The sequence below is a fragment of the Adlercreutzia sp. ZJ242 genome (assembly GCF_011038995.1).
In the GTDB taxonomy this organism is placed as follows: domain Bacteria; phylum Actinomycetota; class Coriobacteriia; order Coriobacteriales; family Eggerthellaceae; genus CAAEEV01.
This window is the reverse complement of record NZ_JAAKEE010000006.1, coordinates 1-15314: the sequence shown is the minus strand read 5'-3', so window position 1 is coordinate 15314 and position 15314 is coordinate 1. Positions and strand designations below refer to the sequence as shown.

13 protein-coding genes are annotated in these 15314 nt (G+C 62.6%); 2 read left to right on the top strand and 11 right to left on the bottom strand.

Annotation, left to right across the window (positions count from 1 at the left end; all coding sequences use genetic code 11):
* Positions 1–125: 125 nt before the first annotated feature.
* From G7Y49_RS02890 to G7Y49_RS02875, 4 genes are read right to left on the bottom strand one after another with little or no spacing between them, the layout of a single operon-like run.
* Positions 126–671, bottom strand: coding sequence for a prepilin peptidase (locus G7Y49_RS02890; protein ID WP_165171035.1), 546 nt, complete (start codon positions 669–671; stop codon positions 126–128).
* Positions 671–2023: a radical SAM protein gene (locus G7Y49_RS02885; RefSeq protein WP_165171034.1), complete on the bottom strand. Its 1353-nt coding sequence runs from the start codon at positions 2021–2023 to the stop codon at positions 671–673. Before G7Y49_RS02885 ends, G7Y49_RS02890 begins: the two co-directional genes overlap by 1 nt.
* Before the next feature lie 3 nt (positions 2024–2026).
* Positions 2027–3322, bottom strand: coding sequence for a phosphoribosylamine--glycine ligase (gene purD, locus G7Y49_RS02880; RefSeq protein WP_165171033.1), 1296 nt, complete (start codon positions 3320–3322; stop codon positions 2027–2029).
* A gap of 44 nt (positions 3323–3366) precedes the next feature.
* A complete protein-coding gene (locus G7Y49_RS02875) occupies positions 3367–4677 on the bottom strand; it encodes an adenylosuccinate synthase (protein ID WP_165171032.1) in 1311 nt (436 codons plus the stop codon).
* 326 nt (positions 4678–5003) lie between these two features.
* Here G7Y49_RS02875 and G7Y49_RS02870 point away from each other — a divergent pair, with 326 nt between their 5' ends.
* Together G7Y49_RS02870 and G7Y49_RS02865 are read left to right on the top strand one after the other, a co-directional pair.
* Positions 5004–5864 carry a DUF3990 domain-containing protein gene (locus G7Y49_RS02870; protein ID WP_165171031.1) on the top strand — a complete coding sequence of 287 codons (861 nt, stop codon included), beginning with the start codon at positions 5004–5006 and terminating at the stop codon, positions 5862–5864.
* Positions 5861–6364, top strand: coding sequence for a hypothetical protein (locus tag G7Y49_RS02865; protein WP_165171030.1), 504 nt, complete (start codon positions 5861–5863; stop codon positions 6362–6364). The genes G7Y49_RS02870 and G7Y49_RS02865 overlap by 4 nt, the downstream gene beginning before the upstream one ends.
* Positions 6365–6812: 448 nt before the next feature.
* Here the strand turns inward: G7Y49_RS02865 and G7Y49_RS02860 are convergent, their stop codons facing one another.
* From G7Y49_RS02860 to G7Y49_RS02830, 7 genes are all read right to left on the bottom strand, one after another.
* Positions 6813–7457 carry a vWA domain-containing protein gene (locus G7Y49_RS02860; protein ID WP_165171029.1) on the bottom strand — a complete coding sequence of 215 codons (645 nt, stop codon included), beginning with the start codon at positions 7455–7457 and terminating at the stop codon, positions 6813–6815.
* Between the two features lie 279 nt (positions 7458–7736).
* Complete coding sequence (locus tag G7Y49_RS02855; protein ID WP_165171028.1) at positions 7737–9407, bottom strand: RNA-binding domain-containing protein; 1671 nt, start codon at positions 9405–9407, stop codon at positions 7737–7739.
* 211 nt (positions 9408–9618) lie between these two features.
* On the bottom strand, positions 9619–10746 hold the full coding sequence (locus tag G7Y49_RS02850) for a macro domain-containing protein (RefSeq protein ID WP_165171027.1): 1128 nt from the start codon (positions 10744–10746) through the stop codon (positions 9619–9621).
* A gap of 233 nt (positions 10747–10979) precedes the next feature.
* Positions 10980–12668, bottom strand: coding sequence for an RNA-binding domain-containing protein (locus G7Y49_RS02845; RefSeq protein WP_206214533.1), 1689 nt, complete (start codon positions 12666–12668; stop codon positions 10980–10982).
* A gap of 114 nt (positions 12669–12782) precedes the next feature.
* On the bottom strand, positions 12783–13142 hold the full coding sequence (locus G7Y49_RS02840) for a type II toxin-antitoxin system PemK/MazF family toxin (protein ID WP_241157239.1): 360 nt from the start codon (positions 13140–13142) through the stop codon (positions 12783–12785).
* Positions 13130–13438 (bottom strand): AbrB/MazE/SpoVT family DNA-binding domain-containing protein, encoded by a 309-nt coding sequence (locus G7Y49_RS02835; protein WP_165171025.1) that lies wholly within the window; start codon positions 13436–13438, stop codon positions 13130–13132. The genes G7Y49_RS02840 and G7Y49_RS02835 overlap by 13 nt, the downstream gene beginning before the upstream one ends.
* A 138-nt stretch (positions 13439–13576) precedes the next feature.
* The gene (locus tag G7Y49_RS02830; protein ID WP_165171023.1) at positions 13577–14896 is read right to left on the bottom strand and encodes an ADP-ribosylglycohydrolase family protein; all 1320 of its coding nucleotides are present in this window, start codon (positions 14894–14896) and stop codon (positions 13577–13579) included.
* Positions 14897–15314: the final 418 nt, after the last annotated feature.

Below are 15314 nucleotides of genomic sequence, written 5' to 3'. Positions count from 1 at the left end.
TATTCTAGCGCCTCGTGCGCTCGTTGGCAAGGACTTTTTTTCGGCGCATCGCGAAACGCCTGGCCGGCCACGCAAGCCACACGGACCCAGCGCCACCCGCAAGCTGCCCGCGCGCCCCCTCTCCCCTACGGCACGAACAGCGCGAGGGCCGACCCCAGGGCGATGGCGGGGCCGAAGGGGAACTCGCGCAGGATGGGGTAGCCCGACTCCGCCGCGGCGAGGTCCTTCTCGCCCCAGCGGGTGTGCGGCAGCACGAGCGCCGACAGCAGAAACGCCACGCAGGCCACCAGCAGGCAGAGCACGCCGCGCTCGAGGCCCAAGAACAGCCCCACCATGGTCAGGAGCTTGATGTCGCCGGCGCCCATGGCGCGCTTCTTCGACACCGCCTCGTACACCACCGTGACCAGCAGAAGCCCGCCGCCGAGCGCCACGGAGCCCACGATGCCGTCCGCGAGCGACACGCCCCGAAACGGCGCGTGGGCGATCATCGCCGTCACGAAGTCGGCGCCCACGATCACGCCGCCGATCCCGAGGCCCACCCGCCACACCAGCCACAGCCCCGCAAGGCCCACCACCAGCTGGTTGGGGATGCGCAGCGTCCGCATGTCGGCGACGGCCGCCGTCACGAGCAGCGCTGCAAACGCGAGGTATATGAGGGCGGTGAATATCATTATCCGAAGATCAGCTCACGCTCCTCGCCCGTGAGCGCCGCGCGCGCCTGGTCGCGCAGGTTGTTCACGCCGATGAAGAACTGGCGCATCATCACCACCATGAGGTAGCGGCCCTTGGGCGTGAGCGTCAGCTCCTCGTCGTCGTTCACGGCGAACGCGCCCGACGCTGCCATGAAGGCCATCTCGACGGGCAGCCCCGCCTCCACCGAGCAGCCGAAGTCGCGCTTGAACTGGCGCTTGTCGAGCCGCAGGCCGAACAGCTGCATCATGAAGCGGTAGCGCATGCGGTTGCGCTTGGTGAAGGTGGCCTTGCCCATCATCGACATGCGCCCGCCCTCGATGGCGGCGTTGTAGTCGCGCACGGAGAACGTGTTCACGTACAGGCTCTTCCCCAGATACGTGATGCCGCCCGAGCCGATGGCCGGGTACTCCTCGTAGTCGACCACGTACTCGTCGATCATGGCCTCCTCGCCCGCGGCGCCCGTGCCGCGGCGGTTGAACGTCCAGGCGCTGCCGTGCTCGAACAGCCCGCGCTCGCCCTGGGCGCCGACCTTGCCGCCGGCCACCTCCACGCCGGGCAGCTCGCCGGTCAGAAGCTCGCAGATGATCTCGTAGAAGCGCTGCTCGCGGACGTAGTCCACCTTGCCCACCGTGCGCGCGAGCGACTTCTCCACGCTCGGGCTCGCCATCAGCGGGTAGAACGTGGTCTGGCTCGCGCCCGACTCGATCACGCGCTCGATGTCGCGGATGAGGATGTCCTCGGTCTGCGCCGGGAAGTTGAAGATCATGTCGGCGTTCATCGAGGTGAAGTACGGGCTCGCGTCCTGGATGCGCTCGAGGATCTCCTGCCCGCTGCCGTACTTGTCGTAGCGGTCCATCTGCTTGAGGAGGCCGTCGTCGAAGCTCTGCACGCCCACGGAGAGGCGCTGCACGCGCCCCTGCAGCTTGTCCAGGTAGCTCGGGATCAGGTGGTTCGGGTTCGTCTCGCTCGAGACCTCCTTGACGGAGAACGTCTCGCGCGCCAGGTCGATGGTGTCGCACAGCTCGTCGAGCAGGATGGTGGGCGTGCCGCCGCCGATGTAGACGCTGTCGAAGTCATACCCGAGGTCCTTGAGCATGAGCATCTCGCGGCGCATGTTCGCGAAGTACGGGCGCGCGCGGTCCTCCGCGAACGGGAAGCGGTTGAACGAGCAGTACGGGCACAGCCGCTCGCAGAACGGCACGTGCATGTACAGCATGTAGCGCTGCCCGGGCACGGGCGCGGGCATGCGGTCCTCGGTCACGGGCTTGAGGTTCAGGTAGCTCTTGGTGCACTCCCGGACGACCGTCGAGAGCATTCGCTCGGACAGCATGGGCTACTCCCACGCGCCGCGGCCGCGCAGGGCCTTCGCGCCGATGTCGCTGCGCAGCTGCTTGCCCTCGAAGTTGATGAGGCCGCACGCCTCGTAGGCGCGGTCGCGGGCCTCTTCGAAGGTCTCGCCGAGCGCCACCACGTTGAGCACGCGCCCGCCGTTGGTGACGAGCTCGCCGTCGGCGTTGGTCTTGGTGCCCGCGTGGAACACCGTCACGCCGTCGAGCGCCGCGGCCTCCTCGATCCCGAGGATGACCTTGCCCTTCTCGTAGGATCCCGGGTAGCCCTCGCTCGCGAGCACCACGCACACCGCCCACGCGTCGGACCATTCCAGCTCCACGTCGGCGGCGCGGCCCTCGGCCACGGCCATCATGACCTCCGCCAGGTCGCTCTTGAGGCGCGGGAGCACCACCTGCGTCTCCGGGTCGCCGAAGCGCGCGTTGAACTCCACCACGCGCGGCCCCTTCGGCGTGAGCATGAAGCCGCCGTAGAGCGTGCCGCGGTAGTCGAGGCCGAACGGCTCGCGCGCGGTGGCCGCCGCGGCCGCGTCCATGATGCGCACCATCTCGGCCATCTCGTCGCCGGTCACGATGGGCACCGGCGAGTACACGCCCATGCCGCCCGTGTTCGGGCCCTTGTCGCCGTCGTAGGCGCGCTTGTGGTCCTGCGCCGGGGCCATGGGGAACGACTTGCCGTTCGTGACGAAGCACAGAAGCGAGCACTCCGGTCCCGTCATGCACTCCTCGACGACCACGCGCGAGCCGGCCTCGCCGAACGCGCCGTCGAAGCACGCGCGCACGGCCTCCTCCGCGTCCGCGAGCGTCTCGGCCACCACGACGCCCTTGCCCGCCGCCAGGCCGTCGGCCTTGATGACGATGGGGGCGCCCTGCTCTCGCACGTAGGCGAGCGCGGGCTCGGCGGCGTCGAACTGCGCGTAGGCCGCCGTGGGGATGTCGTTGGCGGCCATGAACGCCTTGGAGTACGCCTTGGAGCCCTCGAGCTGCGCGCCGTCGGCGTTCGGGCCGAACACGGCCACGCCCGCCGCACGCAGCTCGTCGGCCACGCCCGCCACGAGCGGGGCCTCCGGGCCGACGACCACCAGGTCAACCGCATGCTCGCGCGCGAACGCGAGCACCGCCTCCGCGTCCATCATGTCGACGGCGACGTTCCTCGCCTTCGCCACGCCTTCGGTGCCGCCGTTGCCCGGCGCCACGTACAGCGCGTCGACGCGGGGGGACTTGCCCAACGCCCAGGTGATCGCGTGCTCGCGCCCACCGGAGCCCAGTACCAGAATGTTCATGTCGTTCCTTTCCGAAACCGCATCCGCCCTGCAAGCGAGACCGGCTACCATCCTCGCATGATCGTTTGGTCGCGGTCGGGGCCCACGCTCACGATGGACATGGGCACGCCGGTGATCTCCTCCAGGTACTCGACGTACTTGCGCGTGTTCTCAGGCAGCTCCCCGTAGGTCTTGCACTGGGTGATGTCGACGTCCTTCCAGCCGGGAAGCTCCTCGTAGATGGGCTTCGCGTGGAACAGCACGCTCTGCTGCATGGGGAAGTAGTCGTAGCGCTTGCCGTCGCACTCGTAGGCCACGCACACCTTGATGGTGTCGAAGGCGCTCAGCACGTCGAGCTTGGTGAGCGCCACGTCGGTGAGGCCGTTGACCTCGGCGGCGTAGCGCGCGATCACGGCGTCGAACCAGCCGCAGCGGCGCTTGCGGCCCGTGGTCACGCCGAACTCGTGGCCCACGCTGCACAGCGTCTCGCCGTCGACGGCGTCCTGGCCGGTGCCGCCGTCCTCGGGGAAGGTGAGCTCCGTGGGGAAGGGGCCGCCGCCCACACGCGTGACGTAGGCCTTCTGGATGCCGAGCACGCGGTTGATGTTCACCGGGCCCACGCCCGTGCCCGTGGCCGCGCCGCCGGCGCAGCAGCTCGACGAGGTGACGTAGGGGTAGGTGCCGTGGTCGATGTCGAGCAGCGTGCCCTGCGCGCCCTCGAACAGGATGTTCTTGCCCTCGCGCAGCGCGCGGTTCAGAAGCTGGGCGGTCTCCTCCATGTAGGGCTTGAGGATGCGCGCGTACGGCAGGTACTCGTCGCAGATCTCCTCGACCGTGTAGGTGTGCAGCCCGTAGATCTTCTCGAGGATGGGGTTCTTCTGCGCGAGCGCCGTCTCCACCTTCAGGCGGAAGATCTTCTCGTCGAGCAGGTCCTGGATGCGGATGCCCTTGCGCGCGGCCTTGTCCTGGTAGCACGGGCCGATGCCGCGCTTGGTGGTGCCGATCTGGTTGGAGCCCAGGCGCTTCTCGTCGGCGCCGTCGAGGTCCTTGTGGTACGGCATGATGACGTGCGCGTCGCAGGAGATCTTGAGGCGCTTGCACGAGATGCCCTCGGCCTCGAGCATGGCCATCTCCTTCACCAGCACGCCGGGGTCGATGATGACGCCGTTGCCGATCACGGGCACGGCGTTCTCGTACATGACGCCCGAGGGCATGAGGTGCAGCGCCAGCTTCTTGTCGCCGTGGATGACGGTGTGTCCGGCGTTGTTGCCCCCTTGGAATCGCACGACGTAGTCGAAGTCGCTTGCGATGAGGTCAGTGATCTTGCCCTTGCCTTCGTCGCCCCACTGGGCGCCGACGAGCACAGTACTCGGCATGGTTCGTCCTTTCGTCATTCGAGCGTCAGGGAACGGAAAGCGCCCTGTTCCGCAACCTCACAGTATAGTATAGGTGCGAACGAGGGCGCAGCCGGCCTCGAATGTTTCACGTGAAACATTCGCGGGAGCGGGGCGAGGGTGGGAGGAGCGGGGCGGCGGGATGTAGGGGCGGGCGCGGGGCCAGCGAGAACAGGGGTGTTGCGGGCGGGGACGGTGAGGTCCGCCGGCAAGCAACTGGCAAAAACTTACTCATATCGAATGATATAAGTAAGTTTGATACAATAGGAATCGCAAAAGAGCTCGCCACGTCTGCGGAAGAAGGCGCCATGACGGACTACCGAGTTGCCGACGACATAAGGCTCGTGAAAGAGCTCCTCGGATTGAGCACCGAAGAACTTGCCCGCGAAATCAACATGGGTCCAGCAACGATCAGCAGGTGGCTGGCGGGAAAGAGCGAGCCCTCTGCGAGGAGCCTCATGTCTTTCTATGGCTTCGCTTTCTCGAAGGGACTCAGGCTCAACGCGATCAAGGCGCAGCTCCACAAAGAGCTCCTCGAGGCAACAGGGCGCATCATCGTCTTCCATGGAGCCAAGTCAACCATTGAAGGCGACCTTTCCGTTAGCCGATCGCGCCCAAACAATGACTTTGGCCGAGGGTTTTACTGCGGAGAAAGCCTTGAGCAGTCCGCCATGTTCGTAGCCGGCTATCCCCTGTCGTCCGTGTACATTGCCGGATTCGATCCTTCGGGGCTCAGGAAGCGCGTCTTCCACGTCAATCAGGAGTGGATGCTCACCATTGCCTGGTTTAGGGGCCGTCTCGCAAGCTACGCCGACCATCAGCTCGTTCGCAGCCTCCGAGACAACGTGGGCAGCGTGGATTACGTTGTAGCCCCTATCGCAGACAACAGGATGTTCGAGATCATCGACAGCTTCATAGATGGCGAAATCACTGACGAGCAATGCCAGCACTGCCTTTCGGCAACGAACCTCGGAAACCAGTACGTGTTCCTGAACGATCGCGCGTTAAGCCAGGTTCACCTGGAAGAACATTGTTTTCTCGCGGACGAGGAGAAGCTCTTCTACCTCGATTCGCGCAAATCGGAGGCCGTCGTCGGAAGCGCCAAAGTCAAAGTCGCCAAGCGCCAGTTTCGCGGACAAGGGCTCTACATCGAGGAGATCCTCTCATGATCGAGCTCAGCGAGGCCCAACGCAAGCTCTGCAGAACGCAAGCTGATATCTTCGAAGCTTCGACGCGCTTGAGCACAAGCGGCTCTGCCGTGTTCGTCAGGCGATTTATGAGGTCGGACCTCGCCAGGCGAATGGACGAGGGGGGATTCCCCTTCGAGTCGAACAGCTTGGAGCAGATTATCGAAACCGTCGAGGCTTCTTACGCCGCCGGTCCTTACGGCAGCGAGACCTACTCAGCAAACGAAATGCACTGGATGGGGTTCTTCTACCGCTGCTGGTGCTGCGCCACGGGGTCGTCAAGCAAGAGCGCCTACGCCGCCATCGGAGCTCGCGAGCTGCGAAGGCTTTACTACCCGTACCACTCGCTTGATCCGACCCAGGCCGTCGAGCGAGTCATGGAGGCGAAGCGGATGTCGCGAGAGCAAGGGATCGAGAGGGGCGTCGAGGTCCTCAAGGTCATCCGCAACATACGCGTGCCAGTGAGTCGCCAACGGATTTAGTCTTTCAAAAAGTTCGACCCCGCATGACAACGTGCTCGTCTGCCAGAGCGGCAGGAGACGGAAGCATGCTCAGCGAAAGCGACGAAGGGCGAACTGACTACGAAAGACGGCGGGCGCGGCGACCGACGAAAGCTGGCAGACGCGACGAAAGACCGGCAACGAGACAATGAGCGGCGAAAAACGAGTCGCGCGCCCGGCTTCCGCCCCCCCCCGGAGTGTTTCACGTGAAACACTCCGGCCATACGACGCAACGCAATGTCACTGTTTGGAAATATCGAGCGCAAGCGAGAAACCTGCGAAACTTACTTCTATCGTTTGATAAAAGCAAGTTTCGCAGTTCGATAACGGCCGACGCGCGACGCGGGCAGTGAGACGCTGCCCGCGCCTCACGCCCTGCAAGTCTCTCGCGTTCTCATTAGCGCGGAGCGGGAGCGAGAGGCGGGCGGCGTTACGCCTTTCGCGAGGCGCGGTCGTGCTCGATGGGAGCCGCCCAGGCGGAAGGGACGGCAGCGTGAGCGCGCAGGCAGCACGTCGCGTCCGCCATGGCCTCGTAGACGACGCTCGTGCCCTGGGTGTCGGCCACGTAGGTTGCGGCGCGGTCGGCGCGGATGCCGATCCGAGCCGCCTCAGCCGCGGCGTCAATGTTCGCGCCCATGAACAGAAACTCCCAGCCATCCTCCTGCTTGCGCTCGATGGCGCGCTTCACCTGCTCGTACGTGTAGCGCGTGCTCGCGTTCTCCAGTCCGTCGGTGGTGATGACGAACGCCACGTGCTCCGCCTTGTACTCGTCGGGCATGTAGCGCTGCACGCGCTCGATGTGCCGGATGGCCCCGCCCACCGCGTCGAGCAGCGCCGTGCAGCCGCGCACCTGGTAGTCCGCCCCCGTGAGGGGCTTCACGTCCCGCACGCTGACGCGGTCGTGCAGCACCTCGGTCACGTTGTCGAACAGCACCGTCGACACCACCGCCTCGCCTTCGCATTCCTGGTGCTTCTTGAGCACCGCGTTGAAGCCGCCGATCGTGTCGCTCTCGAGCCCCGTCATCGAGCCGCTGCGGTCGAGAACGAAAACCAGCTCCGTCAGACCCTTCTTCATGATGCGCTTCCTTTCCGTCGCCTCTTCGCCGAGCCGCCCGAACCAGGTTGGCTGCGCTTAGCCGAACCGAGTTGGCTGTAGGCCAAGCTTGACCGAACCGGGTTGGCCGCGTTCGGCTAAACCAAGTCGGATCAAGCCTGGTCAGACCGTGCTCGTCGCTTACAGCGAGCATTATGCGGAAGCAGGCAGCGCAATAGGTAAACCGCGAAGCGACATTCGCGAACGCGCGCGAAACAGACTACGATCAGCAGACTAACCCACCGACCTACTAGTCTATCTCTAGTTTAGAACCCAGACGGCGCTTCCCCTAGAGCCTTCCGGCCTCACGCGCTGGTCTTTCCTCAACTCTTGGAGGAGGTAGCTTACGTGCTTTTTCTTCTGGTTGTCGCTCATCCCGTCCGGCAGCGCATGGTCGATCGCCGAGACTATCTCCGCCCGCGAGCACGGGCGCGTCCTGAGAAGCTTCACTATCAGCTCCTTGCAGATGCTCGTGTCAAGCCCCTTCTGCCTGACATACTCTTCGTGAGTACCGATTATGCCCGCAACTCTTGACGAGATAATGAGGTTGGGGTATCGGCCTTCCACCAGGCCTCGGGACCTCAGCGCCCTCCCCTGTTCTTTGGTGATGGGCCTTCCCTTTTGCACGAGGTCGAGCAGGAATACGGTATCGAAGTCCATCCCAGGCTCAGCTGCCAGCAGTCGCGTATACGATTCGCTCAGCACTTTGCCGTATATGGTGACAGCAACCCTGCCGGGGTCGGATAGGTCGTAAGTCGGGAGGGGGAGCATGCGGCCCCTCTGGATCTCGTAGACGTTTCGTATCCCGATGGCATTCTGGTCTATCATGTCAGTCTTCGCCATTGCATCGGACAGCAGCCTGTTGCGGTAGTACGGGGGCCTGTACCCAAGCTCTATCGCCTTCTCGATGGTTCCGGGTATGAACGACCCCTCGTTCATGAACACGATCCTGTCCTCGTACTCAAGCACATTCACTTTGCCGGTTTGCCTGTAGTCCTGGTGAGCAATCGCGTTGTGGAGCAGCTCGCGAATGGCCTCGGGGTCATATTTGTTCGCGAGCGTCGGGAACAGCGTTGCTTCACTGTTGAAGTAGCGGTAACGCTCGTTCCTGATCTTCCCCAGCACCTTGTCCACTTGGAGGATGAGCGGAGGGTCGAAGTGCTCGTACGCCTCGGGCCTCCCATCGGACGAGTACAGCGTCCAGGTAATCTTCGGAGAGGACCCGCTGAGAAATGCGGTGGACTCGGATCGACCCAGCAGGACGAGCGCGGCATTGGTCACCCTTCCGTGAATCAGAAGACCCATCTTGCGCAGCATCTCCTCACGGGAAAGCTGCCTGATCGCCGGCTGGCTGCCCCCGTGCTTTTCAACGAACCTTTCACAGGCGAACTCGACAGCGTCTGGATCGAGATCGCCAAACTCTGCTTCGAAGGCTATCTGTCTCGACCAGTCGGGACGCGACTGCCCCCATATTGCTTCGAGCTTGAACCTCGGCATCTCTTTGAGCGCTTCGTTCTCGCGCGACCACGGAATTCCGCGCCACGTGGTCGGCGTCGCAAATCCACATGGCGGGATCTGGAAGGCAACGACTCGCTTCCCCTCAAGGTCAAACTCGTAGACTTCCTCAAAGGTCAGCCCCTCGTTGAGATGCTGGGCGACCTCCTGCTTGAGGTTTCTCAGGCCGACGCTCGGGCGGGACGACTCCTTGCGGTATGCCGTTCCGCACACCCCTCGCTCGTTCGTGATACCGAAGAGAAGCCACCCGCACTCGGCGTTCCTCAAGTTCGCCTCGTTGCTGAGAGCGGAGAAGTATCTGCCGATGCTCTCGAAGTCAAAGTTCCGCTTCGCTTCCTTGTATTCGACGACTTCGGTCTCAACGTCGGAGAGGAGTCCCCGGACAAGGGAAGGCATCTCGTCAAGCGATCTGATCATGGCGCCTCCGTAGACTAGAACATAGACTAGAGCGTAGACTAATTTCCTTCCATTTTAGTCTATCTGACGGGTTTTCGCTCGCCAGCCCGTTTGCTCAACCACCTTGGCGACACCGGCAGCCACAGGTCCCGCCAGATACGGAGAGGGGCGTATGATCTCACGAACGGACGGCTGCGACAGCTGTCGCCCCCTTCGCCGCGCTTCCCTGCTGCTATCCGAGAAGGGGCTGGTCAAACGCGTAGAGCGCCTCGTTCACCTTGAAGATGTCGTAGATGCCGTTGACGAGGAAGTACTCCACGATCACGTCGGCCTTGCTGCTGTGGGAGAGCGCGAAGCCCGCGCGGGCGAGCAGGTCGCGCGCCTCGGCGAGGCTGAGCTCGAGCGCGATGGCCAGGGCGCAGGCGGTGCGTTTGGCGGGGCGGTAGTTGTCGTCCTTGCGAATCTTGGCGAACAGCTGGCGGCTCATGTTGGCGCGCTTGTACACCTGCACGTCGGTCAGGCCGCGCTCGTCGATGAGGCGCAGGACCGTGGCGGCGAACGACTCGTCGAGCGAGGCGATGCGCTTTCGCAGGTCAGAGGTGTCGAAGGAACCGGTGGGGAAGGCGGCGACTGGAGGGCCGGAGGGCAGGCCCGAAGCGGCGGTCTGCGAAGCGGGAGCCGAGGGCATGCACGGCGCAGCAGATCGCGAGGCGGGAGTCGAGGGCATGCACGGCGCAGCGGCGGACTGCGGGGCTGGCGCAGCGAACCCGCGGGGCGCCCCGCGCCAGGGCGCGCCGCCGAGGACGCACGTACCCTCTAGGATGTGCTCGCGCACGTAGACGTCGTCGACGTACTCCGCCACCGACCCGAGCAGCTCGCTGCCCGCCGCCACCGACTCGCGGTCGAACAGCACCAGGTACACGTGCAGGTCGTGGTCCTCGAGGAAGCGCCTGATGGCGCGGATGGTCACGTCGAACGCGCGGCGCGGCGGGAAGCCGTAGGAGCCCGCGGAGATCAGCGGGAGCGCCACCGTCGCGGCGCCCTGCTCGGCGGCGAGGGCGAGCGAGCGCGTCACGCAGGAGGCGAGCTGCGCGTCCTCGTCGCGCGTGCCGCCGCGCCACACGGGCCCCACCGCGTGCACGATGCTGCGCGCCGGGAAGTCGAACGCGGGCGTCGCCACCGCGTCGCCCACCGCGCAGGACCCGACGGCGTCGCATGCCGCCTGCAGCTGGGCGAGCCCCGCCACGCGCGCGACGGCCTCGCCAGCCCCACCGCCGATCCGAAGCGCCGCGTTAGCCGGACAGACCACCACGTCAACCCGCATGCGGCACAGGTCATTCCGCACAATGTAACAAGGCATACCGCAAGCTCCTCACTTCAAGAACCGTCACCCCAGATAACCGCCAACCCCACGCCAGCGCGAGAGCGACCATTACTTCACCGTCAGTTATTCCTCTTCGGCGAACGTCTGCCAGCATGAAAGCACACGAGGCAGGGAAGAAAACAGGACGTTTCCGGACATAATCAGGACATGTCTTAATTAATCGGGACATGTCCTGTTTCTGTCCTGATTATGTCCTGATTGTCCGGCCACTAAACAACACTGTAATGGGACCCCCGTCCACGCCCGGCGGACTTGAGACTCCCTTCGTCAACAAGCTTCGAGAGCTCGCGATACGCCTGCTTCTCACTCAAATGCAGGAGTTCCTCAACATCCCGTCTTATAACCTTTCCACCTTGCTGGCGAGCAAGCTTCATTATGAGTTCCGGGTATCTGACCCTGTCAATGTCAGATTGGCGCACGAAATCCGTGCTCTTACCCGAACGTGCGTATACTTTGCTGCTGAGCATATAAGAGCGATTGCTCGTATTTCCGATTCCTTCGACGAGCCCCGCTTCGACAAGGTTCTCGACCGTCGCGCGTGTCACCGAGTCAGTTGCATGAAGCTGAGAGCGCAGGTCAGCCACCGTAAGTCTCCTCTGTCTTTTTAGAGCATCAAGAACAAGCAGCGCTCTCAGGGAAAGAGGCCGTCCCGCCCTCTCCTGTTCCTCGTTGATCATCCTCATGAACAGTTTGTCCGGAGCGCTCCTTGCAATGAAAACCACCACGCTGGCCGACGTCGATGCAGAATAATCCGGAAGAGGCCGTCCGCAGTAGAGAGACCCCTCGTAAATCCGATCGACTCCACGGCCGGTCTTTTCTGCGAGACCTATTCTTTTGAGCGCACCCATCAAACACTCGTTTCGTCCATGAGGCTCAACGGTTAGCAGGTTGTCTATAGTGACACCCTCCACAAATCCTCCCGGATTTGAAATAGTGAGCCCTTCGTCGTCGATGAGAACGCGGACCCTGCCCAGGGCGGCGTAATCCCTATGCCCAAAGGCGTTCACAAGCGCTTCTCTAAATGCCCTGCGATCGAACTCGGGCACTGACTGCCTGAACAGTCCCGCTTCGTATTCCCGTTCGGGATTCCACGGATCTAGCATCTCCCTCATCTTCTCAATCGTGTAGAGCAAGGGCTGATCGAAATCCTGGTTGACCCTCACCTCGGTTCCCTCAAGCACTTGGAATGTGGCGCCCGAGGTGGGCATGCATCGAGAGATTGCCTCAGGCTTTCCCGCAAGAAGAATCCCGGTAACCGTGGGAACCGCTCTCCCGTCCACCACCGTGATCATGCGGAGCGCGCTCAACATTTCGTCGTCGGGCAATTCGAGGAGAGACTGGTCACCGTTGTTGCGATTTCGGAAGAGAATATCCCTCAATCGAGTCAGCTCTTCTCTGCTGAAATCGTCTATATTCGCATTAGGCAAGGGAAATGACGAGTAATCAAGCTGCCCGATGGTCGAGAGACGCGTGATTATCTCGTACGGATACATCGGAACGCTTTCTGGAGTTCCATCTGCCTTGAGTCGCCTCCGCAAGATCTTCCCATCCGTCGAAGCGACGATCGCGATCGATCTTGGCACTTCGATGGACATGACCTTCACGCCGTTCTCGTCCGGCAACCCATCTGCAGACAACTGCAACATAGCAGCACGAACAGAAACGGGGGGCATGGTTCTGTTGGACACAAGCGCTGACAGCCCAACAACGTCGGCATGATCTTTGTGAATCCCCGTCGGTTTTCCGTCGTCCTCAACCCCCAGGTATATAACACCGCCTTTCGTATTGCTAAGAGCAATAACAGTGTCAACAAGCTCATTATCCGAAAGCTTCTTTAGATCACTTTTGAACTCGCAGTCGAGGTCTTCGCTTTTGGGAATCTCACGCAGAGCAGCCATGGCTATCCTTTGATAATTAGTCTTTAATTACCCTCATAATAAGACAGAAACAGGACATGTCTTGATAATTATAGAGCATGTCCTGATTATGTCCGGAAAGAAGCGGCTGACACGCTAGAGCTCCTCAAGCCCCAGCACCACGAGCACCGTGGCCATGACCTGGGCAAGCGTGTCGTCATCCAGCGCGCCAACGACCTCGACCGCCCCCTCCGCCTCCCGCGCGCCCAAGTCCATGGCCCTGATGGCCTCGCACTGCACGAAGCCGCGAACAGCGTTGCCGTCGGCTATCTTCACGTGGAGCGGGTATCCGTTGTCGACCGACGTCACTGGCGCCATCAGCGTGAGCGCGCACATCTTGTTGACGTGCCAGGGGCTGAGCACGACGCCGTAGTGGCGATACGCGGGCTCATGGCCCTTCGAGGGGTCGAAGTTGATGGAGACGACGTCGCCCTGCTCGCAGATCACAGCCCCCACGCCCTTCCTTCGGCGCCAGCCATGGCGTCAGGCCACGCGCAAGCCGAGTCAGCCCGCGCGTCTCCTTCGTAACCTGCGAAGAGGGACTCGTACGTGACGTGACGCGCCGGACGGACGCGCCGATGAGCGCGCTCCTTGGGGACGAGCTCGATGTTCCCGCGCTCGTTGACCGCCACGTCAACGTCATCCCCCGCGGAGAGCCCCGCCGCCTTGAGAATGCCCTTGGGGATTCGCACGGCCTCGGAGTTGCCCCACGAAGAGATCCTGGTCCGCTGAGCCGCCGTGGTCATGCACATGTCAGGCGTTCCCTTCTAGCGTATCTACTGGTAGTAGATACAGTATACACCACTGGTTGATACGAAAGAGCCGCCATGAACTTCATCGTTTGACGTATTCATGCTTTCGCCTCTAGACATTCCCGCGTAGCATATCGTTCATGGCCAGCGCCCCCTGACAGAGCCACCGTATTTCGCCAGCCATTCCTCATCGCGATAATGGCCGTATTCGTCCATGGGACAGTCATCGCAAAGATCCTTGGCAACTTCCATGATCAGACCGTGAAGCTCCAGGTCCCGCGTCCACTCTTCGTCGATGGCGCCATAGCCCAGCAGAGCCCCCACGATGTTGCCGCATATCGCGGCGGTCGAGTCGCTGTCTCCGTCATGATTGGCTGCCGCTATAATCGCACCAGAGAAATCGTCGGCATGGCGAACAGCCGCATATACGGCGATCGCGAGCGCTTCTTCGCCAACCCAGCCTTGCCCAAGACGCGCAATGCTCTCGCTGTCGGAAGCGCCATCCGCAGCGCAAAGCAGAGCCTGGCGCAACAGGTCGGCCATCTCTCCAGCGTATTCCTTCTGCTCGGGAAACCAAGCTGGCAGCCTCTCGACACACTCTCCCACGATGCGACGCAATTCGAGCGCCGGATGATCGCAGCCCTCCGACACGCCGAAGCAGCAGCGATTCACGATGTAGCACAACACGCCTGCGGGAATCCACCCCAGCGGATGCCCATGCGTCACAGCGGCGATGGCCGCACCCTCGCGCACCGCATCATCGCCGAAGTCCCCGCGCACGAACAGGCCCCATGGCGCAACTCGCATCACCCCGCCGCAGCCCTTGCTGTCGTTCACCGGCTCTTCCATCGTTCCCACGCGCCCCGAGCGCAGCGTCGAAAGGCAGGTGCGACCAGGGGCTCTCAGGACATGCAGTTCCGGCACCGCCAGGAGCCACGTGCTACCTGGGTTTCCGTCGAATTCAGGCTCCTGGGTTTTAAGCCAGTCGAGGTAGGCCCTGTGCGCATAGTTGCAAGCAGGCCCCGCGACGCCTCGCAAGCTGCCGCGGGTCGAACCTTCCAGGATGCCAGCCGCCGTGAAGAGCGTCATCTGCGTGTCATCGGAGATTGGCGCGGGCGGGCGCCCTTTTGGATAGGCGTAGCAGCGAATCCCGCCGCTGCCGTATTTCGCGATCATCGACTCTCTCGACATGAACTCGACGGCGAACCCGAGCGCGTCGCCAGCCGCCCCGCCCACAAGACAACCCTGGAACTTGCTGAGGTAGCGCTCCCGCTTCTCACGCTCACACACGACCTCCGCCATCTCGGCGTCCTCCTTTGCCTCGTGGAAGTCCCCAAAGGCCTCCCCGAAAGCACGGGGAGTTGCCTTCTTCTCAGATCGCTCGATCACGGCTGATCCGAAAACCCCATTCTTCGCTGCGAGTATCGCTTCTTGGAGCATCTTTTTCAGATCTTGCATCGTCCGACTTCCTCGTCAGAGGAGACACAACGTCGTTCGCATCTCATGAACCTCGCAGAAATCCCTGAACTTGCGAATGCCGTCCTCGCCCGAGAATTCGCGGCACACTACGCTCACAAGCTCCTTGCCGTCGGCACCGACCACCTCCGCTTGTCCTTATGAACACAATCGGGCTTTTCTGAATCTGGTGTTGTTTTTGCAATTTCTGCCTCCATTTTGGGCCCGGCAACACAACTTAGGTGGTAAGTCGTGTTGCTCTCCTACCCTGACCTGGGGTATTGCGATTTCATGCTGCTGCTCTCATGCTTGATGTCTGCTTCCGAGTAAATCTATTGACGACGATTTCCGATAACGCGGATACCACAGCGTATCGGAAGCGAAGAGTTGAAGGGTGCAAGGCGCTGGCACCGCCTTGCAC

Excerpts from the sequence above, each read along its gene's own strand:
- G7Y49_RS02885 (WP_165171034.1), bottom strand. The coding sequence starts at position 2,023 with ATGCTGTCCGAGCGAATGCTCTCGACGGTCGTCCGGGAGTGCACCAAG.
- G7Y49_RS02890 (WP_165171035.1), bottom strand. The coding sequence starts at position 671 with ATGATATTCACCGCCCTCATATACCTCGCGTTTGCAGCGCTGCTCGTG.
- G7Y49_RS02865 (WP_165171030.1), top strand. The coding sequence starts at position 5,861 with ATGATCGAGCTCAGCGAGGCCCAACGCAAGCTCTGCAGAACGCAAGCT.
- G7Y49_RS02870 (WP_165171031.1), top strand. The coding sequence starts at position 5,004 with ATGACGGACTACCGAGTTGCCGACGACATAAGGCTCGTGAAAGAGCTC.
- G7Y49_RS02855 (WP_165171028.1), bottom strand. The coding sequence starts at position 9,407 with ATGATCAGATCGCTTGACGAGATGCCTTCCCTTGTCCGGGGACTCCTC.
- G7Y49_RS02835 (WP_165171025.1), bottom strand. The coding sequence starts at position 13,438 with ATGTGCATGACCACGGCGGCTCAGCGGACCAGGATCTCTTCGTGGGGC.
- G7Y49_RS02850 (WP_165171027.1), bottom strand. The coding sequence starts at position 10,746 with ATGCCTTGTTACATTGTGCGGAATGACCTGTGCCGCATGCGGGTTGAC.
- G7Y49_RS02875 (WP_165171032.1), bottom strand. The coding sequence starts at position 4,677 with ATGCCGAGTACTGTGCTCGTCGGCGCCCAGTGGGGCGACGAAGGCAAG.
- purD (WP_165171033.1), bottom strand. The coding sequence starts at position 3,322 with ATGAACATTCTGGTACTGGGCTCCGGTGGGCGCGAGCACGCGATCACC.
- G7Y49_RS02845 (WP_206214533.1), bottom strand. The coding sequence starts at position 12,668 with ATGGCTGCTCTGCGTGAGATTCCCAAAAGCGAAGACCTCGACTGCGAG.
- G7Y49_RS02830 (WP_165171023.1), bottom strand. The coding sequence starts at position 14,896 with ATGCAAGATCTGAAAAAGATGCTCCAAGAAGCGATACTCGCAGCGAAG.
- G7Y49_RS02860 (WP_165171029.1), bottom strand. The coding sequence starts at position 7,457 with ATGAAGAAGGGTCTGACGGAGCTGGTTTTCGTTCTCGACCGCAGCGGC.